The following is a 19,878-nucleotide window of genomic DNA, read 5'->3' as shown; positions in this document are numbered from 1 at the left end:
AAGATCGGGGACTTCTCCGGATCTTTCGCGGGCCGCACGGCGGAAAGCTGCTCACATGGGGATTTCCGAAAGAGCCCGGCCCTGGGTGCTCGCGGCGAACGTGGCGATCGGCTGGGGATTCTTCACCGCCTTCGTCCTGCACGTGGTCAGCGGCCGCAACCCGGTGTCGGACACGCTGTCCAGTTACGCGCTCGCCGAGGGCGGGGTCGGCCTGCTCGGCGCGAGCATGATCGCGATCGCCGGCGGGTCCGTCGCGCTGCTGGCGGCACTCAGGGCCGCGGGCCACCGGCTGAGCCGGACCACCCAGGTGCTGTTCTGGGCCTGGTCCACCGGGCTCGTCGCGGCCGCGTTCTTCCCCGCCAGCTACCCGGAACGGTTCGACCCGGTGAGCGGGCAGATCCACGAATACGCCTGCGCCACCGCGTTCCTCAGCCTCGCCGCGCTCGGCTGGACCCTGCCCGCCGGCCTGCGAAACCACCCCGCGGTCGTGCGGCTGACGCTGCTGACGCTCGGCGGTGTGCTGCTGTTCGGGGTGAGCTACCTGGTTCCGGGCGTGCTGCCCGTCGGGCTGAGCCAGCGGCTCGCACTCGGCGCGGACGTCGGCCTGCTGATCACGCTCGCCCGCGTGGTCGCGGTTCCGGCAGCGGTTCCGGCGAAACCGCGGGAGCGTGTATCCAGCTGACCCCCGAAGCCCTCGGTTCCAGCCGGCATGGTCCGCCCGCTGCACAGCCGGCTGCCGGAAACCGAAGTGTGGACCTACGAGGGCCAGTTCCCCGGCCCGACCGTGGAAGTGCCCAGCGGCAAGAAGTTGCGGGTCAACTGGAGCAACGACATCGACGGCGCCACCCGGTGGTCGCCGTCCAGCAGTACGCCGAACTCGCCGACATCACCGCGCCGGTGCGCACACCTGGCTGGCGAAACCCGGACGGCACACCGCAGCCCGGCGCCGAGATCATCGACGGCGTGTCCGCTGCCCGCGTGGACCGTGGTGCACCTGCACGGCGCGCGGACCGGTCATCACCGACCGCCACCTGGACACCGATCCGGCCACCGGCGCGCTGACCGGGCAGCTGCTGTTCAAGATCCCGTTCATCACGCCCGCCGGCCCCGACGGGGCCCACGGTGCCGATCCCGTTCACCGGGCCGTTCACGCTGGTCAACGGGGTCATCTGGCCGCACCTCGCCGTCGACGCGCGCTGGTACCGCTTCCGGCTGCTGAACCGCTGGCCGACCGGACCGAGCCGGACGTCATGCAGTTCCGGGTCGAGAACCGGGAACGGCACGACCAGTTCAAGCTGCCCGAGGCCGTTCCCCGGTCGTATGTGCGGCTACACCACGGGACGACCGTGCCGGAGGACCACGACCACGTCTTCGTCGCGCTGGTCCCGCCCGGCACCGCGGGCGAGGCGCACCTGGAGATGAGGGAGCTGCAGGAGGTCACCGACCCGGCGGAGCTGCCCGCGCAGTTCCCGGCCGTTGGGCAAGCTGGAACTTCGTCAACCTGGGCGGCCCGACCCACCCGATGCACATCCACCTGGCCGAGTTCCAGATCCTGACCCGCCGCGCCTACCCGCTGGACGCGGCCGCGAAGGCCGCTGGAGAAGTACGAAGCGGGCTGGAAGGACACGTTCCAGGTCCAGGCAGGCGCGGTTCCGCGTCCACCCCGGGACACCTCATGGGGGCGGTCACTGAGGTGACCGGCCGGCGGCGTCCCTGGGTGCGGGGCGCCGCCGGTTGCCGCGTCAGTACGCGGTGCGGCCGCCGTCGACGACGATCGTCGTGCCGGTGACGTACGCCGCCGAGCCCGGCCATGCCGGCCACGTACGCCGGCACGTCGCGCTGGGCCTGGAACTCCGCGATCGAGCTGATGTTGACGATCACGCCCCGGTTCAGGACGAGCTGGGCGAACGCCTCGCGGGCCAGGCGCAGCGGCGCCTTGAGGTTGGTGTCGACGATCCGGTCGATCAGGTCGTCGCTCGCGCTACCCGCGTTGTTCACGAGGACGTCGAGCCGTCCGAAGTGGCGCACCCATCCGCCACCACCTCTCTGAAACATGCGTTTCAAACTACAAGGCGGGGTGGAAGAACGTCAACGGCCGCGGGTGCGGGTGCGGGCGTAGTGGGCACGCGCCTTCGCCCGGTTGCCACAGCGCGACATGGAGCACCACTGGCGGTTGCGCTTCGGCGAGGTGTCCGCGAACCGCAGCCCGCAGTCGTCATAGGCGCAGATCCGGACGTCGGCCTCACTGGTCGCCAGGTCGATCGCGTCGACCGCCAGCGTGCCGAACGCGCCTTCGACGGGGTCCGGCGCGTCCAGCCGCCGGTGCGCCACGCCGTCGCCGTCGATCCGCAACTGCGGCACCGGCGCGTTGCGCGCGTGCCGGTTCAGCAGGCGCACGTCGACAGGCCGCCCCGCCCCCCGCGCGACCCGGTCGACGGCTTCCCGCAGCGCGATCGCCACCGCGAGCGAGTCCGCCGGCGCGGTCACCGGCCGGGGCAGCAGACCGGCGAGCACCAGCCACTCGACCAGCGCGGACGGCGAGGTCAGCAGCTCACGACCGCCGCGGTGCCGGTCCCGGAGCGTGTTCACCAGGTCCAGGCACGGGCGACCGCCGTCGAAAACCCACTGCGCCTTCACCACGTCCAGCGTACTCTAACCGTCATAACCGGTTAGGAAGGTGAGACATGGACTCGCACATGGCGGCCGTCAACGGCATCCGCATGCACTACCGGCGAGCCGGCGAGGGCCCGCCGGTCGTCCTGCTGCACGGCTGGCCCCAGACCTCCTACTGCTGGCACCGGATCTTCGACGCGCTCGCGCGCGACCACACCGTCATCGCGCCGGACCTGCGCGGCTACGGGCTCACCGACAAGCCGCGGACGGGCTTCGACAAACGCACCATGGCCGCCGACGTCTCCGCCCTGCTGCACGAGCTCGGCTTCGCGTCGGCGAGCGTGGTCGGGCACGACCGCGGCGGCCGCGTCGCGCACCGCTGGGCGCTGGACCGGCCGGACGAGGTGGAGCACCTGGCCGTGCTCGACATCATCCCGACCCGCGAGATGTGGCCGCGGCTCGACGCCGGTGTCGGCCGCGGCTACTGGCACTGGCTGTTCCACCTGCAACCCGACCTGCCGGAACTGCTGGCGGGCAAGGACATCGCGGCCTACCTGGGGTACTTCTTCGAGCGCTGGACCTACCAGCGGCAGGGCCTCGACCCGGACGCGATCGCCGAGTACGTCCGCGCGTTCTCCGCTCCGGGCGCCCTGCGTGCCGGTTTCGACGACTACCGCGCGTCCTTCCCGGACGACGCCGAACACGACGACGCCGACGCCGGGCGCAAGCTCACGATGCCGGTGCTCGCGTTGTGGGGACAGGCCGGACTGCTCGGCTCACTGCCCGCTTTGGACATCTGGCGGGAGTACGCCGAGGACGTCACCGGCGAGGGCCTGCCCGAGTGCGGCCACTTCCTCGCCGAGGAACAACCGGAGGCGCTGCTCGCGCACCTCAAGCGCTTTCTGTGATCCGGAAGACCGGGAAGCCGGGCGCGATACCGCGCAGCACCTCGTCGGGCGACCGGTGGTCGACGCCCTCGAAGAACCGGCCGACCTCCCACGCCCACCGCTTGAGGTAGGCGCGCAGGATCACCGGCTTCTCGTCGTCGGCCAGTTCGGCGAACCGGAAAGTCTCGACCCGCCGCCCGACCCGCAGCTGCCCTTCGCCCGCCGCGCGCAGGTTGCGCACCCACTGCGTCTGCCCGCGCGGCGCGACGAGGTAGCGCTGCCCGCCGACCTTCAGCAGGTTCACCGGCGTCGACCGGATCTCCCCCGACTTGCGGCCGCGGACCAGCAGCACGCGGCTGCCTGCCAGGCTCACGCCCAGCTTGGTCAGGAACTGCACGGCCACGTTGAAGACGCCGTCGCCCTTGCCCGGCTTGAGGTAGCGGTCCATCTGGGTCTCCCTTCGGCGAGAGCGGTGCTCTCTGTTGAGATCAGTGAACACCTCAGGGGGACCACTGTCAAGAGCGGTGCTCTCTAATTTGTCCGCCGCTCTCTGTCGTGGCACACTCGACGGCATGCCAGCCAGCAAGACCGCGCGCGAACGGGCCCGCGCCGAACTGACCCGCGAGATCAAGGACGAGGCGCGCCGCCAACTCGGCGAGGTCGGGCCGCACGGGCTGTCCCTGCGAGCCGTCGCCCGCGAGCTGGGCATGGTCTCCTCCGCGCTCTACCGCTACTTCCCGAGCCGCGACCACCTGCTGACCGAGCTGATCATCGACGCCTACAACGAGATCGGCGAAGCAGCCGAGCGCGCCGACGACCCGTCCGCCGCGCCCCGCGACCGCTGGCTGCGCATCTGGGCCGCCACCCGCGACTGGGCGAAGCGGAACCCGCACGAGTACTCGCTGATCTACGGCTCGCCGGTGCCCGGCTACCGGGCGCCGCAGGACACGATCACGCCCGCCGGCCGCGTGGCGCAGGCGCTGGTCCGCGTCATGGAGTCCGCCGACCTCACGCCCGCGATGCCCGGTCCGCCGCTGCCTGCCGAGCTGGCCGAGCAGGCAGGCAAGGTCCAGACCGCGCTCGGGACGTCGCTCCCCGAGGCGGACCTGGTCCGGCTGATGACCGCGTGGACCCACCTCTTCGGCGCGATCAGCTTCGAGCTGTTCGGCCAGTACGCCAACACGGCCGATCCCGCGGACGCCTATTTCGCCTACACGGCAGAGCAATCGGCCGCTTTCGTCGGCCTGCCGTGAACGTTTCACGCGTTGTGGCAGACTCGTCGCATGGCGGCGGATGACGAGGTGCTGCGGGCCGTCGAGGGAAGCCTCGACCGGCCGTCCGCGGCGCGGGTGTACGACTACTTCATCGGTGGGAACCACAACTACGCGATCGACCGCGCGTTCGGCGACAAGGTCCGCGCGAGACTCCCCCTGATCCCCGATTCCGCGGTGGCGTGCCGGCAGTTCCTCGGCCGCGCCGTGCGGTACGCGTCGAAGTCGGGGATCCACCAGTTCGTCGACATCGGCTCCGGCCTGCCGACGGCGGGCAACGTGCACGAGGTCGCCGACGAGGCCCGCCCGGAGCACGACACCACAGTCGTCTACATCGACAACGAGCCGATCGCGCTGGCGCACTCGCAGCTGCTGCTCGCCGACACGGCGGACACGGACCGCCACCGCGCGATCGCGGGTGACCTGCTGGAGCCGATCGACCTGTGGGAGCGGGTCGGCGAGACCGGCGTGATCGACTTCGAACAGCCGGTCGCGCTGGTGATCAACGCGGTGCTGCACTTCATCAAGGACGAGCAGCAGCCGCACCAGGCGCTGGACTTCTACCGCGGCCAGCTCGCGCCGGGGTCGTTCCTGATCATGTGCCAGCTCACCGACGAGAACCCGGCCGACGAGGAGGAGCGCCGGGCGCTGGACGACCTCAAGGCCTACTACGAGACCACCACGAACCCCGGGCAGTACCGCTCGCGGGAGGAGTTCCTGAAGTTCTACGGCGACTTCGAACTGGTCGAGCCGGGGCTGGTCTACGCACCCGAATGGCACCCCGACGAGAACGCCCTGTTCGCCGACGCGCCGTCGAAGTCACGCATCCTCGCGGCGGTGGCGCGCAAGCCCTAACCGAGGTACTCGCTGAACCAGGCGGCGGCCAGCTGGGCGACCCGCTCCAGCGCGCCGGGTTCCTCGAACAGGTGCGTCGCCTTCGGGACGATCTCGATGTCGTGCCGTCCGCCCAGCCCGGCGGCCGCCGACTGGTTCAGCCGCAGCACCTCCTCGTCCCGCGCGCCGACGATCACCAGCGTCGGGCTCCGCACCTGGCCCAGCGCGTCGCCGGCCAGGTCGGGGCGGCCGCCGCGGGACACGACCGCCCGCACGCGCTCCGGTTCGGCCGCCGCGGCCCGCATTGCGGCGGCCGCGCCGGTGCTGGCCCCGAACAGGCCCAGCGGCAAGCCGGCCGTCTCCGCGCGCCGGGACAGCTCGGCCATCGCGGCGCGCAGGCGCTCGGTCAGCAACTCGATGTCGAACCGCCGGTCGCCGTGGTCCTCGTCCGGGCTGAGCAGGTCGAACAGCAGCGTGGCGAACCGGTTGTCCTGCAGCTCGCGCGCCACCGCGATGTTGCGGGCGCTGTGCCGGGAACTGCCCGAACCGTGGGCGAACACGACGACCCCGATCGCGTCGGACGGGACCGTCAGATCGCCCTGGAGGCCGGGGGCGACGATGAGCGGGACGGTCATGACGTCTCCAGCAGTTCGATGACCTCGTCGTCGCCGGTCTGGCGGAAGTCGGCGTACCACTGCCCGACCGAGCGGAAACCGTGCGGCGCCAGCAGGCACAGCACCTCGTCCGCGTCGCTCTTCAGGGCCGCCGCGGCGTCCGGCGCGCACACCGGCGCGGCGAAGACGAGGCTGTGCGGCCGGTCCGCGCGCAACGCCCGCAACGCGGCCCGCGCGGTCACTCCGGTCGCCAGCCCGTCGTCGACCACCAGCAAGTCCCGTCCGGCCCGCGGCTGCGGCGGACGTCCGCGCTGGTAGACCACGGCGCGGCGGCGGGCCTCCGCGCGTTCGGCCCGGCAAGCATCCGACAGCTGCGCGGGCCGCAGCCCGAGCATCGACAGCGACCGCTCGTCGTAGCAGGGCGGGCCGTCCGGGGTGACCGCGCCGACGCCGAACTCCGGCTGGCCGGGCGCGCCGATCTTGCGCGCGACCGCCACGTCCAGCGGCGCGCCGAGCACGCCGGCAACCGCGTGACCGACGACCACCCCACCACGCGCCAGCCCCAGCACCAGCGGGTCGCGCCACTCGCGTTCGGCGAGCAGCTCGCCCAGCCGCAGACCCGCCTCGTGGCGGTCGCGGTACTCGTGTCGCCGCCTCATGCCACAGGTCTACCCCTGCCGGAGATCGTCAACCAGGCTCGCCGCGGCGCTTGCGGTGCACGACCCAGGCCAGGTCGATCACCAGCCCCACCACCACCAGGCCCATCAGCACCGTCACCCACCACATCTCGATCGTGGCGAACAGGAAACCGGCCCCGGCGGCGAGGAGGATGCCGATGGCGGCGAGCCAGATCCGCAGCGTCAGCGCGCTGTACGCCGGCGCGGCGCCACCGAAACCGGCGGTCGGATCGTGGTAGTCCGGCAGGCCCCGCTGGTACTCCTCGCGGCTGCGAGGCCGCTCACGCGGGATTCGCATGCTCATTGGCTACCCGCTGGGCCCGCCCCGGACACGTGGCCGCACTCACCCGGTCCGGCGACGAGCCGTTTGACCCGCCGGGCGCTGGGTTACCGTGGCCGCGAACCCCATTCCGCCAGGAAGGAACACCAGAAGCCGATGAGGCCGGCCAAGCACCTGACCCGGCGACTGCTGCTCGTACTGGCCGCCGGAGCCCTGCTCGCCGCGGTGGTCGTCTACGCCGGCGGCGACGAGGCCGAGCAGCAGCCCCCGGCCGCCGCTCCGACCACCGCGCCGCCGCCGCAGCCACGCATCGCCGCCGCCGAGGGGCCGGACGCGTGCGCCACCGTGATCGGCGAGCTCACGCCCCGCCAGCGGCTCGCGCAGCTGGTGGTCGTCGGGGTCGACGCGTCCGACCCGCAGGGCGCGGCCGACGTCGTGGGCACCGAGCAGGTCGGCGGGATCTTCCTCGGCGGCAACGCCACCGCGCTGCTCGAGAACAAGGCGCTCGACCAGGTCCAGCAGGCCGGGCGGCTGCCGGTGTCGGTCGCGGTCGACGACGAGGGTGGCCGCGTCCAGCGGCTCGACGACCTGGACGGGTCGATCCCCAGCGCCCGCGAGATGGCCGCCACGATGACCACCGGCGAGGTCCGCGAACTCGCGCGGGAGCGCGGCCGGGCGATGGCCGCGCGCGGGGTGACCGTCGACTACGCGCCGGTGCTCGACCTCACCGACGCCGCCGCCGGCGACGTCATCGGCGACCGCTCCTTCAGCGCCGACCCGGACACCGCCCACCGCTACGCGCAGGCCTTCGCCGCCGGCCTGGAGGACGCCGGGATCCAGCCGGTGCTCAAGCACTTCCCCGGCCACGGGCACGCGACCGGCGACTCGCACAAGGGCTCGGTGACCACGCCGCCGCTGGCCGAACTGCGCGAGAACGACCTGGTGCCCTACCGCAACCTCGCGGACTTCGGGTCCGCCGCCGTCATGGTCGGCCACCTCGACGTGCCGGGCCTGACCGGCGGGGAGCCCGCGTCGCTGTCGCCGGCCGCCTACCAGCTGCTGCGTGGCGAGTTCGGGTTCGACGGGCCGGTCCTGACCGACGACCTCGGCGCGATGAAGGCGGTTACCCAGCGCTACCCGTTGCCACAGGCCGTGGTGAAGGCCGTGCAGTCCGGCGCGGACCAGGCGTTGTGGTCCTCGGGCGGCCGGGTGTCGACCGTGCTGGACGCGATGGAGCAGGCGACCGCCGACGGGACGCTGCCCGCCGAGCGGGTGACCGACGCGCTCACCACGGTCCTGCGCGCCAAGCACGCGTGCTGAGAAGTGGGGCGGCTGCGCCGGCCGGCTCCTCGACGCTGAGGAAACCGGCCGACGCAGCGGGATCTGGGGCGTGTCGCCGCGGGAAAGTCTACGTAACGTTCGCGGCAGCTCAAGGTCTCGTGTTCGGATCGAAATAGTCCCTGGTCAGACGCTCTGCATGATCTCGTGCCGCTGCGGCCAGTGCGACCAGAATGCCCCGGTGTAACCGAGCTCGATCAGCCTGAGCAGGAACGGGTTGTCCGCGTAGTTGTTGTCGTCCTCGGTGATGCCGGGCAGGGTCGGCAGCATCACGCGGTGGTACTCCGACGCCGGCACCGGGTCCCACAGCATCTGCACGAGGTTCACCCACCGGCCGTTCGGCGACGCGATCGTCGCCGGGTCCTCCGGCAGGTCCGGCGACAGGAAGTAGACCGGCCGGAACCGCCCGTCGTCGTCGAAGGCGAACTGGCGCTCGTACTCGACGACCGAATCGCACATCGGCCGCGGCCTGAGCACGATCGGCTCCACCGCCGAGTCCGACTGCAGACCGGGCAGCGTGCGGCGGCCGGCGCACTGATCCGCCATCCGGATCCCGAGCGGCGAGTAGGGAAACGCGCGGATGCCGAGGCTGTAGCCGGCCACCGCGACGTCCAGGTCGAGCGTGCGGCGGACCGCCTCGGTCATCGTCGCGGCCGTCTCGCCGGGCATGCCGAGCAGGACCTCGACCATCACCGGCAGCCCATACACCTCCGCCGTGAACTGTCGAAGGGCATCCCCCTGCTCGACGATGCGGTAGCCGGTCAGCTGGTCCGCCTTCGACCAGACGCCCTCGGCCACGTCGACGACGTGTTCGAGGTGGCTCATGGTGTAGACCCGGCGCGGCAGCGTGAACCGCACCAGCTCGCGCGGCGCGGGCACGTCCGGCCCGCCGTCGGGGTCGCGCCTGCCGAAGACGAGCGTCCCCAGCTCGGTCACCCGCACCCCGCCCGCCAGGCAGAGCGCGTTGGCGAAGGCGGTGGCGGGCAGCTGCTGCGGCGGGATGTGCAGCAGCATCGCCCCGCGTCCACGTACACCGCGTGGCAGCCGGTCGGCTGCAGCACCGGCGGGCCGGCCAGGCTCAGCTGCTCGCCGAACCAGCGCGCGCACTCGGCGCGGTACCGCAGGTAGTCCGGTTCGACGACCTCCAGCAGCCCCTCCGCGAGCACCTCCAGATCGCGCCCGACGAGCCCGCCGTAGGTCGGGAACCCCTCGAACGCGATGAGCCCGCCGATGTTGGCCATGCCGTCCTTCTTGAGGCTGGCCCAGCAGCCGTCCGCGAGCTCGAACACGACGCGGGCCACCTCACGCGGCGACAGGTGGCCGTAGCCGTCCTCGCGTTCGGTCACCAGGTACGCGTTCTCGGCGAAGCGCGACGCGTCCAGGTACAGCGGAACGCCGTGGGCGTCGCAGAACTGGCGCACCTCTTTGACGTTGCGCACCGAGACCGGCTGCCCGCCGCCCGCGTTGTTGGTGATGGTGAGGACGACGCACTTCACGCGGTCGGCCGAGGCGCGCAGCAGATCCCGCAGCCTGCCGGTGTCCAGGTCGCCGCCGAAGGGGTTCAGCTCCCCCGGCGCGACCGGCACCGGCAGGTCGACCGCCTACGCGCCGGCCGCTTCCACGCTGGCGCGCGTGCTGTCGAAGTGCGTGTTGCTGACCGAGATGTCGCCGGGCCGCAGCAGCAGGCCGAGCAGGATCCGCTCGGCCGCGCGTCCCTGGTGGACCGGCAGGACCTCGCCGTAGCCGGTCAGGTCCCGCACGACGGCCTCGAACCGCTCGGACGAACGCGCACCGGCGTAGGACTCGTCGCCGCGCATGAGCGCGGACCACTGCGCGGCCGACATCGCCGCCGTGCCGGAATCGGTCAGCAGGTCGATGGTGATCGCACGGGCGGGCACACGGAAGAGGTTCCAGCCGGCCGCCACGAGTGCGTCGCGGCGCTCCTCCGCCGTGGGGAACGGGATCGGTTCGACCGCCTTGATCCGGAACGGCTCCATGAAGGGCGGCACGTACGGCTCCTCGCTGGTCAGTTCGGACAACCAGACCAGCCTGGAGTGACCGCCGGGCGCGGCGGTAGGGGCCAGTTCGCGTCCCGTGGTGAGCTGGGACATAATCGGCGCGCGAACGGGCCGCCCGGCCCGGCGACGGCGGAGGATTCACGTGTGGAAGCAGCGGCCGACGACGTAGGCTTCGCCTTTCAACCGCTCTACAGCCTGAACACCGGCGGCGTCGTCGGTGTCGAAGCCCTCGCCCGGCCGGCCACCGGACGGATCCACGACCTCCTGCGCGCCGCCCAGCGCCGCGGACGGCTGGTCCACGTCGACGCCGGCCTCGCCGCGCAGGCGGTCCTCTCCGAGGCCACCCACGAGACCCTGCTCCCCCTGCACCTGAACCTGACCGCGCTGTCGGCCGCGGCGCCACAGCTGGTGCTGGACCCGCTGCTCGAATCGCTCGGGCGCACCGGGCGCCGTCCACGTGAGATCGTGCTGGAGATCGGCGCGCCGTTCCACGGCGTCTCGCCGAAGGCGCTGCTCGCCGGCCTGGAGCGGTTCGCCGAGCTGGGCTTCCGTCTCGCCTTCGACGGGCTCGGGTCGGGCGATTTGCCACTGAACCTGCTCGCCGAGGCCGGTGTCGGCCTGGTCAAACTCGACCGCACGACGCTGCGGCGGCTGCCCGGCGAGACCGCGGCGGTCGCGCTGGTCGAGTCGCTCGTGCACTTCACCTCCCGGACCGGCATCCGGCTGGTGGCGACCGGGATCGAGGCCGAGGAGCAGCTGTCGGCCGTGCGGCGGCTGGGGGTGCGGATCGTGCAGGGCAACCTGTTCGCCCCGGCCCGCGCCAACGCGATGCCCGCCGGCCTGGTCACGGCGCCGCCGGAGCCCGTGGCGCCGGTGCCGCTGACCAGGGCGGCGGCGCCGCGCGTGGACGACTTCCGGCATCCCGCGACAACGCTGCCCGACGACGCGACGTGCGACGAGGTCCGGCGGGTGCTGCTGGACCACGACGCGCCGAGCGGGATCGTGGGGATCGACCGGGCCGGACGGCCGCGGTGGTCGATCGACCGGGCCCGGTTCCTGCTGGACCTGACCGGCCCGTACGGGCACGCGCTGCACGCGAACAAGGCGGCCGCGCGGCTGGCCGACCCGCCGCGCACCATCCGCACCGGCGCGGGCGCGCTGGAGCTGCTCGACCTGGTCGCCGACGCCGACCTGACCCGCACCGGGGACGACATCATCGTGGTCGGCGCGGACGGCGAGTGCCTCGGCGTGGTGTTCGTGACCGAGATCGTGCGCGCGATGGCCGAGGCGAAGATCGAGGAGGCGGCCGCGCTGAACCCGCTGACCCGGCTGCCGGGCAGTGACACCGTCGCGCGCGAGGTGGACCGCCGGATCGCCGCGGGGACGCCGCTCGTCGTGGCTTGGCTGGACGTGGACTCGTTCAAGCGCATCAACGACACGGTGGGCTTCGCGGCTGGCGACGACCTGATCCGGGCGCTGGGGCGGACGCTGACGGACCTGGCGGCGAAGCTGCGCAGCGTCACGGTTAGCCACGTCGGCGGCGACGACTTCCTGATCGCCTGCGGCATCGACGAGATTCCGGCCGTCGCGGACACCCTGCTGGGCACCCCGTGGACGGCCGAGCACCTGTCGGTCACGGTCTCGCTGGCCACGGTCGTGTGCGCCGGCACGGCGGCGAAGTCCTATCGCGAGGTTTCCCGGCTGCTGGCGCCGCTGAAGAAGCGCGCGAAGGACGTGCCGGGGTCGAGCTGGGTGAACAGCTGGCCCGGCACGGACCGTTTCGAGATACTGCGTGGACAGGGCCACGACTCATTGCGCGTCCCGAATCAAGTCCGCTGAGAATTGTGCGCCCGTTCTGACTAACCCGCTCGGGTGACGACAGTGAACAACCGACGAATTCGGCAACCATTTCGCATTTCGCCACCCGGTAGGGTGACAGTGCAGGCGTCTTCGTGATCAACCCCGTCATAGCGCGCACAGGCGCATCTTGGAGCAACCGTGAAATCCGCCCCTTTTAACGCCGTTCTACCTTCCTCCCGTGACCGTCCCAGAGTTCGATCCCACCGCGAAGCCGGGTTACATCTACGAGATGATGGCGGACCACCTGGAGGCCCGCATCGAGGCCGGTGAACTGCGCCCGAACACGCCACTGCCGGCGGAACGACGGCTGGCCACCGAGTACGGCGTGTCACTCGGCACGGCGCGCCACGCAACCCAGATCCTCCGCGAGCGCGGCCTGGTGTTCACCATCCGCTCAAAGGGCACCTTCATCGCCGACGAGGCCCGCAGAAGCGCTAACCGGGGGGATTCGTGAACGCCTTTCAACCGTTGTCCGTGCGGAAATCGCGCACCATACCGGAAAAGGACGGCTTCCGCTCATCCCACCCCGGCAGCATTTCCCGCCGCCGTCATCTAGAGTGCGTTGCGCGTGCATCAGCATTCGCATGACGCCGAAGAGGGGTCGCGGTTCCTGATCTGCCGGCGAACCCTCTGTCGATCGAACTCGAGCTGAAACACCGGCGATTTTCTGGTGGCAGATCGACGACGAGGACGAGCAGCCGGAACAATGGGACGCCAGAGCGGAGGTGTCGGAACTCGACGTCTGCCCGGACGAGCTCCGGCACGTCGGCGACATCGCGCTCGTCATCGCCGATCTGACCAAGGAACGGAATCTGCTGGATTCGGTCGTGCTCGGCGAATGGGCGCTGGAGTTCATCGCGGAAACGGTGACCGACCCGGACCAGGGCAAGCTGCACCCCGAGCTGGACGCGCGCATCAGCCAGGGCCCGCCGCGCATGGTGATCCTGAGGCGCATCGAACTGACCGAGCCGTGGCGCGGGCATGGCCCCGGCGCCGCGTTGATCGCGAGCGCGCTGCGGATCCTGTCGCCGAACGCGCGCCTGGCCGCCTGCCGGGCCTCCCCGCTGGACTTCGCCCTCCCCGGCGCCGACCGCATCACCGCGGAGCCAGGACGAGGATTAGGCGTCAGAACAGGGTTTGCGCGACCCCGGTGAGCGCGTACCCATCGTCGACGATCGGCACCACCCGCCATTTGTCCCACGTCGCGCACGGGTGCGAGTTGCCGAACCCGATGCGGTCGCCGACCGCGAGATCGTTCTCGCCGCGGAAGTAGGCGTGCTGGTCGTTCATCGCCACCACCTCGCCGGGAGGCGGCGCCTCCAGGGACGTCCCGCCACGACGGATCCGGTGCAGCGGAACCGGAAATCCGGAGTTCATCCCGGCGTCCCGCTTGCCGGAGTCCACAATGGCCAGATCCGGTTCCGGTGTGGACAGCACCCGCGACCACAGTTCCAGGCTGGACCGCAACGGCATCACGGAGTACTCCGTCGCCAGCAGCCGCCGGTACTGCTCGTAGCCCAGCGCGTCGTGCGTGACGTAGCACCCACTCCGCAGGACGACGCGGATCGGACGGCCGGTCCGCCAGCTCCGGTCCAGCTCGGCGGCGACCAGTTCGGGGTACTGCGCGCCCCCGGCGGTCACGACGAACTCACCGGCCACGGCATGCCGCGCCAGCACCCGGTCCGCCAGCCCCGCCCGAGTGGTTCACCTCCCCGGTGCCGAGCCGGCTCATCAGGCTTTCGCGCCCAGCCAGTGCGCGGACGACCTTGGTCCGTCCCGTCGCGCCGCGAGCGAGCCGGAGTGCACCCTGCACGGATTCCGTCCCGGACACGCCGAAGCGGACCATGTCGGCCCAGCCGAGCGCACGGCACACCAATTCGGACGCGCGCACCTCGAGCTCGTGCTGTCCGCCGTAGATCACCCCACCCGGGCACGCTTCCGCGACGGCGTCGACGACCTGTTCCGGGGCGTGGCCCAGGAAGTTGGGGCCTTGGCCGAGCAGAGTCACTGGACATCGACGAATCCCTCCTGCGGCCGGGCCCGGTCGAGAATCAGCTCCGGCACCGTTTTATTGAGTGAAACTTACAGTTTATCTTTCACCCACGGTAGGACTGACCGCGCCCAGCGTCAAGGGGCGTTCTCCACCGTCCCGCCACCACGCGTGGCCCCCCGACAAGCGAATTCGAACCCGACTAAGATCTGAAACCTCGACATCGCCCGCCGAAACGAGGAGGAGCCGTGGCTCGCGGCCGGAAACAAGACCCTGAAGACAGCCCGTCGGGAGAGGAGCGCGATTACTCCGTCCGCGCGGTGGAACGGGTTTGCCTGATCCTCAACCTGCTGCAGGAGTCCGTCGACGGGATCACCCTCAACGAGGTCGCCCAGACGACGGGCCTGCCGAAGTCCTCGGCGTTCCGGTACCTCTGGACGCTCGAGAACCACAGGTACGTCGAGCGGGACGAGGAACACGGTCTGTTCCGGCTGGGCCTCGGGTTCGTCGGTATGCAGTCACGGCACCTGGAGATCCTGCGCGAGCGGGCACGGCCGACGCTCGAGAGCCTGCGCGACGAGTTCGGTGAGACGGCGAACCTCGGCCTCCTCGACGGCGACCGCATCATCTACATCGAGATCGTCGAAAGCCGCCGGGGCGTCCGGCTGGCGGCGGCCCGCGGCGATCACGACTACCTGCACAGCACCGCCCTCGGCAAGGCGATCGCGGCCCACCTGCCCGAGGACCGGCTCCGGCAGCTGCTGGAGAACACCGGCCTGCCCGCACGGACCGCCAACACGATCACCTCGATCGACGACTACCTGGACGAACTGGCGAAGGTCCGGCGCGTCGGATACGCCGTCGACAACGGCGAGAACGAGATCGACGGCCGGTGCGTCGCCGCGCCACTCCTGGCCACCCACCTCCCCGCGGCGATCAGCGTCAGCGGGCCGGCTTCCCGCTTCACCATGCAGGACGTGAAGAAGGTCGCCAAGACCCTGATCGACATGGCGGCGGAAATCGCGACCAACCCCGTCTCCGCAGACTTGGAAGCGCGGAAGTCCTGACCACGCGATCACCGGCCGCGAAGCAGGAACCGGCCAGCACGGGCACCGGTTGTCCGCCCGTCAGCCACACCCTGCCGGCCGTTGATCCAGACGTGCCGCACGCCCTTCGCGTAGCGGCACGGATCGGCCCAGGTCGCCCTCTCCCTGACCGCGGCCAGGTCCAGCACCGCGATGTCCGCCTTCGCGCCTGCCGCGATGCGGCCGCGGTCGATCAGGCCGAGCCGCTCCGCCGCGGCCAGGGTGCTCTTGTGCACGGCAGTGGGGAGGTCCACCACGGACCGCGCGCGGACGTAGCGTTCGATGAGACGTGCGTGCGCACCGAAGTTGCGCGGGTGCGGTTTTCCCGGCGCGTCCCCGGTCATCGCACGCCGTCGCTACCCACGATCGACAGCGGATCCGCGAGAAAGAACTCGACGTCGGCTTCGTCGCGTTAAAAGAGGCGACCTGAACCCGGTTGCCGTACCGGGCACAGGGGTCGAGACACAGTTCCTCAGGGCCCGTATCGAGGGCCTCTGCCGCCTGCGCCACGCTCCGGCCCGCCAGTTCCGGCCGCCCGGAATCCACGAACGAGAACACCACACGGTTTAGTCCCAGGGGATAGCGCCGAAGAGGCCCCGCGACAGCTCGCGAGGTGCCCGGTCGTACAGGCGCCCCGATGACAGCTGTTCACGAATGCCCGTCTCCCCCGACTCCCGCAACCACCCTGGCAAATACTGCGTGAGGGCCGATGCCGAAGCGTGGTAGGGATACACGTCGTAGCGGACGTCGAGCCCGCGGTCCGCCGCCGCGTGAAACCGCGCGACCACCTCCGGTGCCCGTTTCCACATCTTGGGGTCGTTCAGAGCCACGTGCGAGAATTGCAGCTTCACGCCGGTAGCCCGGCAAACGGCTATCGCCTCCCCGAACGGCTCCGTCCCGGGAGTCGCCCTGGCATGGGTCGTGTACATGGCACCGTGCTCGGCCAGCACCCGGCCCAGACGCACGAGTTCCTCGGGTCTTGCGAACTTCGAGGGGACGTAAGTGAGGCCGGACGACATACCGAATGCGCCTAGCTCGAGCGATTTGCCCAAGCTCGCCGCCAGCCGTTCCAGGTCCGCCCGGTCGAGATGGACATCAGCCAATCCCGTGCGCGCTAATCGCAACGCACCGTGCCCGACGAGCGGCACGATGTTCATCAGCGGCCCGCTCGCGGTGACAGCCTCAGCAAATCCCGACGGGTCATCCCACCAAACGCGCTGCCGGGGGAAACCGATCCCGGTGATGAACTCCTCGAATGCATCTCGCCGAGACCTCGCGACGGCCTCAACGGGCACGACGTCGTCATCCAGCTGATGCGGGCCGGGGCACCTCGACCTCGTCGGCGGGCCCGCCGCCAACGGCCAGCCGTTCCTGGACCTCGCGGCCAGGCACATCTCCTCGGCCGAGCGGCTCGCGGAGGTGTCGCCGGACTCGGCGTTCCTGCTGCCGGCCAAGGCCGCGCAGCTGATCGGCTCCGGCCTGCTCGCCCGGCAGGGCCTGCGTCCCGCGCTGTCCGCGCCGGAGCAGGTGGTCGGCACAGCCGTGGCGGCCCAGTTCGGGCACCAGTTCTCGCAGGTCGAGCTGCTCCGCCAGCGGGCGGGGGAACTGGACATGCCCACCAGCCGGGACAGTCACATCCTGCCCTCGGAAGCCAAGACCTACCTGGGCACCGTGCGCACCCTGCTCGCGGCCGCCCGCGAGGTCGCCGGGAAGCTCGCGCTGTTCCACTGATCGGTTCGAAACGAAACCGATACCGGGGCGGCGAAACGAAAAAGTCGGTACCCACGGCTAACCTCGCAGCAAGGGAACGACCACCTCGGCGTGGAGGTGTGCGATGACGGTTCTGCGTACGATCGCGGGTGAGATCGCGAGTGTGGTGACGCACGCGGTCCGGTACCCGGCGGGCATCGGCCGGCGCTGGGCGATCCACCCCGTCCGCCGGAATGCGCCGGCGCCGGTGCCGGGCCGCCCGCTGGTGGTGCTGCCCGGCCTGGCCGACAACACCGCGATCTTCACCGACCTGAAGCTCGCGCTCGACCGCTGCGGCGCCGGGCCGGTCGTCTCGTTCAGCTACAGCCTGCTCCTGCGGGACGTCCGGTCCGCCGCCGCGCGGCTGGCCGAGCAGATCGAACAGCTGTGCGAGGTCACCGGCGCCGCGAAGCTCGACCTGGTCGGGCACAGCCTTGGCGGCCTCATCGCCCGGTACTACGTGCAGCGGCTCGGCGGGCACGAGCGGGTCGACACCGTGGTCACCGTCGGCACGCCGCACGGCGGCACCGTCGCGGCCTGGTTGTTCTCGCCGATCCCGTTGGCGCGCCAGCTGCGCCCGGGCAGCGACCTGCTGGCCGAGCTGGACCGGCCGGCGCCGGACTGCGCGACGAAGTTCGTCACGTTCTCCAGCGACGGCGACGAGCTGGTGCTGCCCAGCCGCCACGGCCGGATCGAACACCCCGACCTCGACGTCCGCAACGTGGTGCTGCCCGGGGTCGGTCACCTGGCGCTCGCCGCGCACCGCCAGGTCGTGGAGGAGATCTGCGCGCTGTCCGCGCCCGTCGCCGCTCCGGACGACGACGGGGAGACATTCACCCGGTCGGCCTGACGGGGGCGACGATGGAACAACGACGAAACCCTCTCCCGCCGCGCGATGGCGATGCTGCGTGCGGTGAGCGCCTGCCGCGCGGAGATGACGTGCAGCTCGGAGCCGGACCTGTTCATCGACGGCGTCCCCTGCTGCGACCAGGTCACGGCCCACCTGCTCGCGCACGCCGGGTTCGTGTGCCCGTCGCGGCCCGGCCTGCCGGGCCAGCGGGTGGGCGTGCGGCTGACCGAGGCAGGCCGCGAGATCCTCGCCGCCCCGCCCGAAGCGGCCTGAAAAACCGCTGGCCACGGCCGACACAATCGGAGCATGACCGGACCGTGCATGCTCGACGAGCTCGCCCATGCCGGGCCCGAACACCTCGACCCCGGCTTCGTCGCCGGTTTCGACCGCAAGCAGGGCCGGCCGGACCCGTCGGAGGACCTCGCCCTGCTGGACGGCCGCACCGTCGTCGACCTGGGGGCGGGCACCGGCCGCTTCGCCATCGCCGCCGCGAAGCGGTTCGACCGGGTGAAGGCGGTCGACGTGTCACCGGCGATGCTCGCCGTGATCCGGTCCGCCGGGCTGCCGAACGTCGAGTGCGTCCAGGCCGGGTTCCTCAGCTACGAGCACCGGGGCGAGCCGGCGGACGCGGTGTTCACGCGGCACGCGCTGCACCAGCTGCCGGACTTCTGGAAGGCGATCGCGCTGCACCGCATCGCCGGGATGCTCCGGCCGGGCGGGCTGCTCCGGCTGCGGGACCTGATCTACGACTTCCAGCCGGGTGAGACGGAAACGGTCCTGCGGGACTGGTTCGGCCACGCGGCCACCGATCCCGCGACCGGCTACACCCGACGGCCTGGCCGAACACGTGCGGACCGAGCACAGCACCTTCCGGTGGCTGCTCGAGCCGATGCTGGAGGCCGCCGGGTTCGAGGTCCTGGACGCGCACTTCACCGGCCGGGTCTACGGGGCCGACACCTGCCAGAAGCGGGTCTAGGCGGAGCGCGTCAAGGCCTGCTGTACCCTTCTCAGCGGAGGATTGGCCGAGCGGCCTAAGGCGCACGATTGGAAATCGTGTTGGGTGTAACAGCCCTCACGGGTTCGAATCCCGTATCCTCCGCTCTTCGCACGACGCCGGGCACCCCACAGGGGCCCGGCGTTTTGCGTTCGAGGGCGCACACGGCCGTGTGAACCGGCTCCGCGCTTCACCCGGATGCACCAGTGACCAGGCTCATGCTCCGGTCCGCTCTACCGATAGTTTGTTGACAGGCCGCGCACGCGGCCGTACTAACCGCTAGCTCGAGGAGAACCCGCGTCACTATGGCCGGAGTGGAAGAGATCCGCGCTGGGATCGCGATGGCGAACGAGAAGTGCAACGCCAGCGTCGCAGCCCTCCAGCAGGCCGCTCAGGCACTCGAGGAGGCCCAGCAGATCCTGGGCCAGGTCACCTCGGGAAGCACGCAGCCGGAGGTGACCCAGGCGAACAGCATGCTCGCCGAGGCGTTGCAGGGCATCAGCGGTCAGCAGAACACGATCCAGGCCGCGGTGTCGTCGGCCGAGTCGTACGCCGCCCGCCTCTAGATGTTCTCGCTCCCCGAACTGCAGGCGCAGCTGACCGCGTTCCGTGCGAAACTGGCCGAGGCAAGCGAACACACCAACCGTGCGGTGGAGCTGTTGGACGAAGCGCGCGAAGTGATCGTGAACGCCCATGAACAGGCCGACGCGTGGGTGCCGCCGGAGCTGGCGGCGGCGGTCGACCGGCTCGGTAAGGACGCCGACCGGCTGCGCGCCGCCGACGATCTGGTGAACACCTACCTGGCCCGGCTGTAGGCG

At 71.1% G+C, this 19,878-nt stretch carries 27 protein-coding genes, 1 tRNA gene and 2 pseudogenes; 19 read left to right on the top strand and 11 right to left on the bottom strand.

Annotated elements, in window-relative coordinates; translation table 11 throughout:
• Positions 1-55: 55 nt before the first annotated feature.
• The 4 genes from AMETH_RS01920 to AMETH_RS42335 are packed head-to-tail and all read left to right on the top strand — an operon-like array spanning position 56 to position 1,789.
• Positions 56-682, top strand: coding sequence for a DUF998 domain-containing protein (locus AMETH_RS01920; protein WP_026153718.1), 627 nt, complete (start codon positions 56-58; stop codon positions 680-682).
• A 27-nt stretch (positions 683-709) separates the two neighbouring features.
• The gene (locus AMETH_RS42340; protein ID WP_223843036.1) at positions 710-1,219 is read left to right on the top strand and encodes a multicopper oxidase domain-containing protein; all 510 of its coding nucleotides are present in this window, start codon (positions 710-712) and stop codon (positions 1,217-1,219) included.
• A gap of 31 nt (positions 1,220-1,250) precedes the next feature.
• The gene (locus tag AMETH_RS38945) at positions 1,251-1,556 is read left to right on the top strand and encodes a hypothetical protein (protein WP_026153717.1); all 306 of its coding nucleotides are present in this window, start codon (positions 1,251-1,253) and stop codon (positions 1,554-1,556) included.
• Positions 1,502-1,789: a hypothetical protein gene (locus AMETH_RS42335; protein WP_156131778.1), complete on the top strand. Its 288-nt coding sequence runs from the start codon at positions 1,502-1,504 to the stop codon at positions 1,787-1,789. The genes AMETH_RS38945 and AMETH_RS42335 overlap by 55 nt, the downstream gene beginning before the upstream one ends.
• A gap of 14 nt (positions 1,790-1,803) precedes the next feature.
• On the opposite strand, the pseudogene AMETH_RS42330 reads toward AMETH_RS42335, so the two are convergent.
• Together AMETH_RS42330 and AMETH_RS01900 are read right to left on the bottom strand one after the other, a co-directional pair.
• Positions 1,804-2,055, bottom strand: a pseudogene (locus AMETH_RS42330) (SDR family NAD(P)-dependent oxidoreductase); the annotation flags it as partial.
• Positions 2,056-2,088: 33 nt separating this feature from the next.
• Positions 2,089-2,640, bottom strand: coding sequence for a CGNR zinc finger domain-containing protein (locus tag AMETH_RS01900; protein WP_017986338.1), 552 nt, complete (start codon positions 2,638-2,640; stop codon positions 2,089-2,091).
• Positions 2,641-2,684: 44 nt separating this feature from the next.
• Here AMETH_RS01900 and AMETH_RS01895 point away from each other — a divergent pair, with 44 nt between their 5' ends.
• Positions 2,685-3,521, top strand: a complete 837-nt coding sequence (locus tag AMETH_RS01895; protein ID WP_017986337.1) for an alpha/beta fold hydrolase — start codon at positions 2,685-2,687, stop codon at positions 3,519-3,521.
• Here AMETH_RS01895 and AMETH_RS01890 read toward each other — a convergent pair.
• Positions 3,505-3,948 (bottom strand): nitroreductase family deazaflavin-dependent oxidoreductase, encoded by a 444-nt coding sequence (locus AMETH_RS01890; protein ID WP_017986336.1) that lies wholly within the window; start codon positions 3,946-3,948, stop codon positions 3,505-3,507. The genes AMETH_RS01895 and AMETH_RS01890 overlap by 17 nt on opposite strands.
• A 124-nt stretch (positions 3,949-4,072) precedes the next feature.
• Between AMETH_RS01890 and AMETH_RS01885 the strand changes: the two genes are divergently transcribed.
• Both AMETH_RS01885 and AMETH_RS01880 read left to right on the top strand, forming a co-directional pair.
• Positions 4,073-4,753: a TetR/AcrR family transcriptional regulator gene (locus tag AMETH_RS01885; RefSeq protein ID WP_017986335.1), complete on the top strand. Its 681-nt coding sequence runs from the start codon at positions 4,073-4,075 to the stop codon at positions 4,751-4,753.
• A 30-nt stretch (positions 4,754-4,783) separates the two neighbouring features.
• A complete protein-coding gene (locus AMETH_RS01880; RefSeq protein WP_017986334.1) occupies positions 4,784-5,626 on the top strand; it encodes an SAM-dependent methyltransferase in 843 nt (280 codons plus the stop codon).
• On the opposite strand, the gene AMETH_RS01875 is transcribed toward AMETH_RS01880, so the two are convergent.
• Genes AMETH_RS01875 through AMETH_RS01865 form a run of 3 tightly spaced genes read right to left on the bottom strand, consistent with a single transcriptional unit; the run spans position 5,623 to position 7,200 of the window.
• Positions 5,623-6,240 carry a dienelactone hydrolase family protein gene (locus AMETH_RS01875; RefSeq protein ID WP_017986333.1) on the bottom strand — a complete coding sequence of 206 codons (618 nt, stop codon included), beginning with the start codon at positions 6,238-6,240 and terminating at the stop codon, positions 5,623-5,625. The two genes, AMETH_RS01880 and AMETH_RS01875, sit on opposite strands and share 4 nt — an antisense overlap.
• Positions 6,237-6,878, bottom strand: coding sequence for a phosphoribosyltransferase (locus tag AMETH_RS01870; RefSeq protein WP_017986332.1), 642 nt, complete (start codon positions 6,876-6,878; stop codon positions 6,237-6,239). The genes AMETH_RS01875 and AMETH_RS01870 overlap by 4 nt, the downstream gene beginning before the upstream one ends.
• A gap of 28 nt (positions 6,879-6,906) precedes the next feature.
• The gene (locus AMETH_RS01865) at positions 6,907-7,200 is read right to left on the bottom strand and encodes a DUF6343 family protein (RefSeq protein WP_017986331.1); all 294 of its coding nucleotides are present in this window, start codon (positions 7,198-7,200) and stop codon (positions 6,907-6,909) included.
• Between the two features lie 132 nt (positions 7,201-7,332).
• Here AMETH_RS01865 and AMETH_RS01860 point away from each other — a divergent pair, with 132 nt between their 5' ends.
• On the top strand, positions 7,333-8,496 hold the full coding sequence (locus AMETH_RS01860; protein WP_017986330.1) for a glycoside hydrolase family 3 N-terminal domain-containing protein: 1,164 nt from the start codon (positions 7,333-7,335) through the stop codon (positions 8,494-8,496).
• 714 nt (positions 8,497-9,210) lie between these two features.
• Here the strand turns inward: AMETH_RS01860 and AMETH_RS01850 are convergent.
• Positions 9,211-10,511, bottom strand: a pseudogene (locus AMETH_RS01850) (tryptophanase); the annotation flags it as partial.
• A 165-nt stretch (positions 10,512-10,676) separates the two neighbouring features.
• On the opposite strand from AMETH_RS01850, the gene AMETH_RS01845 reads away from it, so the two are divergent.
• The 3 genes from AMETH_RS01845 to AMETH_RS01835 all read left to right on the top strand — a co-directional run bounded on the left by AMETH_RS01845 (position 10,677) and on the right by AMETH_RS01835 (position 13,546).
• Complete coding sequence (locus AMETH_RS01845) at positions 10,677-12,371, top strand: GGDEF domain-containing protein (protein ID WP_017986327.1); 1,695 nt, start codon at positions 10,677-10,679, stop codon at positions 12,369-12,371.
• 199 nt (positions 12,372-12,570) lie between these two features.
• Entirely contained in the window at positions 12,571-12,846 is a 276-nt protein-coding gene (locus AMETH_RS01840; RefSeq protein WP_017986326.1) for a winged helix-turn-helix domain-containing protein, read from the top strand.
• A 271-nt stretch (positions 12,847-13,117) separates the two neighbouring features.
• Positions 13,118-13,546: a hypothetical protein gene (locus AMETH_RS01835; protein WP_017986325.1), complete on the top strand. Its 429-nt coding sequence runs from the start codon at positions 13,118-13,120 to the stop codon at positions 13,544-13,546.
• Here AMETH_RS01835 and AMETH_RS01830 read toward each other — a convergent pair.
• Positions 13,518-14,033, bottom strand: a complete 516-nt coding sequence (locus tag AMETH_RS01830; RefSeq protein ID WP_156131594.1) for a type III PLP-dependent enzyme domain-containing protein — start codon at positions 14,031-14,033, stop codon at positions 13,518-13,520. The genes AMETH_RS01835 and AMETH_RS01830 overlap by 29 nt on opposite strands.
• 7 nt (positions 14,034-14,040) lie before the next feature.
• Positions 14,041-14,400: an aminotransferase class III-fold pyridoxal phosphate-dependent enzyme gene (locus AMETH_RS01825; protein ID WP_017986323.1), complete on the bottom strand. Its 360-nt coding sequence runs from the start codon at positions 14,398-14,400 to the stop codon at positions 14,041-14,043.
• 302 nt (positions 14,401-14,702) lie between these two features.
• Between AMETH_RS01825 and AMETH_RS01820 the strand changes: the two genes are divergently transcribed.
• The gene (locus AMETH_RS01820) at positions 14,703-15,449 is read left to right on the top strand and encodes an IclR family transcriptional regulator (protein WP_017986322.1); all 747 of its coding nucleotides are present in this window, start codon (positions 14,703-14,705) and stop codon (positions 15,447-15,449) included.
• Positions 15,450-15,457: 8 nt separating this feature from the next.
• On the opposite strand, the gene AMETH_RS01815 is transcribed toward AMETH_RS01820, so the two are convergent.
• Together AMETH_RS01815 and AMETH_RS01810 are read right to left on the bottom strand one after the other, a co-directional pair.
• Entirely contained in the window at positions 15,458-15,811 is a 354-nt protein-coding gene (locus tag AMETH_RS01815) for an amidohydrolase family protein (RefSeq protein WP_017986321.1), read from the bottom strand.
• 222 nt (positions 15,812-16,033) lie between these two features.
• A complete protein-coding gene (locus AMETH_RS01810; RefSeq protein WP_167345502.1) occupies positions 16,034-16,762 on the bottom strand; it encodes an amidohydrolase family protein in 729 nt (242 codons plus the stop codon).
• Between the two features lie 124 nt (positions 16,763-16,886).
• Between AMETH_RS01810 and AMETH_RS01805 the strand changes: the two genes are divergently transcribed.
• The 7 genes from AMETH_RS01805 (at position 16,887) to AMETH_RS01775 (ending at position 19,875) form a co-directional block, all read left to right on the top strand.
• Complete coding sequence (locus AMETH_RS01805; RefSeq protein WP_017986319.1) at positions 16,887-17,198, top strand: hypothetical protein; 312 nt, start codon at positions 16,887-16,889, stop codon at positions 17,196-17,198.
• 103 nt (positions 17,199-17,301) lie between these two features.
• Entirely contained in the window at positions 17,302-18,066 is a 765-nt protein-coding gene (locus tag AMETH_RS01800; protein ID WP_017986318.1) for an alpha/beta fold hydrolase, read from the top strand.
• 45 nt (positions 18,067-18,111) lie between these two features.
• Entirely contained in the window at positions 18,112-18,339 is a 228-nt protein-coding gene (locus AMETH_RS01795; RefSeq protein WP_017986317.1) for a hypothetical protein, read from the top strand.
• 33 nt (positions 18,340-18,372) lie between these two features.
• Positions 18,373-19,101: a class I SAM-dependent methyltransferase gene (locus tag AMETH_RS01790; RefSeq protein WP_223843035.1), complete on the top strand. Its 729-nt coding sequence runs from the start codon at positions 18,373-18,375 to the stop codon at positions 19,099-19,101.
• Positions 19,079-19,165: transfer RNA gene (locus tag AMETH_RS01785), tRNA-Ser, on the top strand. Before AMETH_RS01790 ends, AMETH_RS01785 begins: the two co-directional genes overlap by 23 nt.
• 200 nt (positions 19,166-19,365) lie before the next feature.
• A complete protein-coding gene (locus tag AMETH_RS01780; RefSeq protein ID WP_017986316.1) occupies positions 19,366-19,626 on the top strand; it encodes a hypothetical protein in 261 nt (86 codons plus the stop codon).
• Positions 19,627-19,875: a hypothetical protein gene (locus tag AMETH_RS01775; protein ID WP_017986315.1), complete on the top strand. Its 249-nt coding sequence runs from the start codon at positions 19,627-19,629 to the stop codon at positions 19,873-19,875.
• Positions 19,876-19,878: the final 3 nt, after the last annotated feature.

The organism is Amycolatopsis methanolica 239 (assembly GCF_000739085.1).
GTDB lineage: Bacteria > Actinomycetota > Actinomycetes > Mycobacteriales > Pseudonocardiaceae > Amycolatopsis_E > Amycolatopsis_E methanolica.
This window is presented reverse-complemented; position numbering and strand designations above follow the sequence as displayed.

Bases quoted from the DNA above. Each gene is read 5' to 3' on its own strand.
- AMETH_RS01870 (WP_017986332.1), bottom strand. From the start codon at position 6,878: ATGAGGCGGCGACACGAGTACCGCGACCGCCACGAGGCGGGTCTGCGG.
- AMETH_RS42340 (WP_223843036.1), top strand. From the start codon at position 710: ATGGTCCGCCCGCTGCACAGCCGGCTGCCGGAAACCGAAGTGTGGACC.
- AMETH_RS01780 (WP_017986316.1), top strand. From the start codon at position 19,366: ATGGCCGGAGTGGAAGAGATCCGCGCTGGGATCGCGATGGCGAACGAG.
- AMETH_RS01885 (WP_017986335.1), top strand. From the start codon at position 4,073: ATGCCAGCCAGCAAGACCGCGCGCGAACGGGCCCGCGCCGAACTGACC.
- AMETH_RS01920 (WP_026153718.1), top strand. From the start codon at position 56: ATGGGGATTTCCGAAAGAGCCCGGCCCTGGGTGCTCGCGGCGAACGTG.
- AMETH_RS38945 (WP_026153717.1), top strand. From the start codon at position 1,251: ATGCAGTTCCGGGTCGAGAACCGGGAACGGCACGACCAGTTCAAGCTG.
- AMETH_RS01890 (WP_017986336.1), bottom strand. From the start codon at position 3,948: ATGGACCGCTACCTCAAGCCGGGCAAGGGCGACGGCGTCTTCAACGTG.
- AMETH_RS01860 (WP_017986330.1), top strand. From the start codon at position 7,333: ATGAGGCCGGCCAAGCACCTGACCCGGCGACTGCTGCTCGTACTGGCC.
- AMETH_RS01790 (WP_223843035.1), top strand. From the start codon at position 18,373: ATGACCGGACCGTGCATGCTCGACGAGCTCGCCCATGCCGGGCCCGAA.
- AMETH_RS01815 (WP_017986321.1), bottom strand. From the start codon at position 15,811: ATGACCGGGGACGCGCCGGGAAAACCGCACCCGCGCAACTTCGGTGCG.
- AMETH_RS01880 (WP_017986334.1), top strand. From the start codon at position 4,784: ATGGCGGCGGATGACGAGGTGCTGCGGGCCGTCGAGGGAAGCCTCGAC.
- AMETH_RS01895 (WP_017986337.1), top strand. From the start codon at position 2,685: ATGGACTCGCACATGGCGGCCGTCAACGGCATCCGCATGCACTACCGG.
- AMETH_RS01800 (WP_017986318.1), top strand. From the start codon at position 17,302: ATGACGGTTCTGCGTACGATCGCGGGTGAGATCGCGAGTGTGGTGACG.
- AMETH_RS01775 (WP_017986315.1), top strand. From the start codon at position 19,627: ATGTTCTCGCTCCCCGAACTGCAGGCGCAGCTGACCGCGTTCCGTGCG.
- AMETH_RS01865 (WP_017986331.1), bottom strand. From the start codon at position 7,200: ATGAGCATGCGAATCCCGCGTGAGCGGCCTCGCAGCCGCGAGGAGTAC.
- AMETH_RS01795 (WP_017986317.1), top strand. From the start codon at position 18,112: ATGGCGATGCTGCGTGCGGTGAGCGCCTGCCGCGCGGAGATGACGTGC.
- AMETH_RS01875 (WP_017986333.1), bottom strand. From the start codon at position 6,240: ATGACCGTCCCGCTCATCGTCGCCCCCGGCCTCCAGGGCGATCTGACG.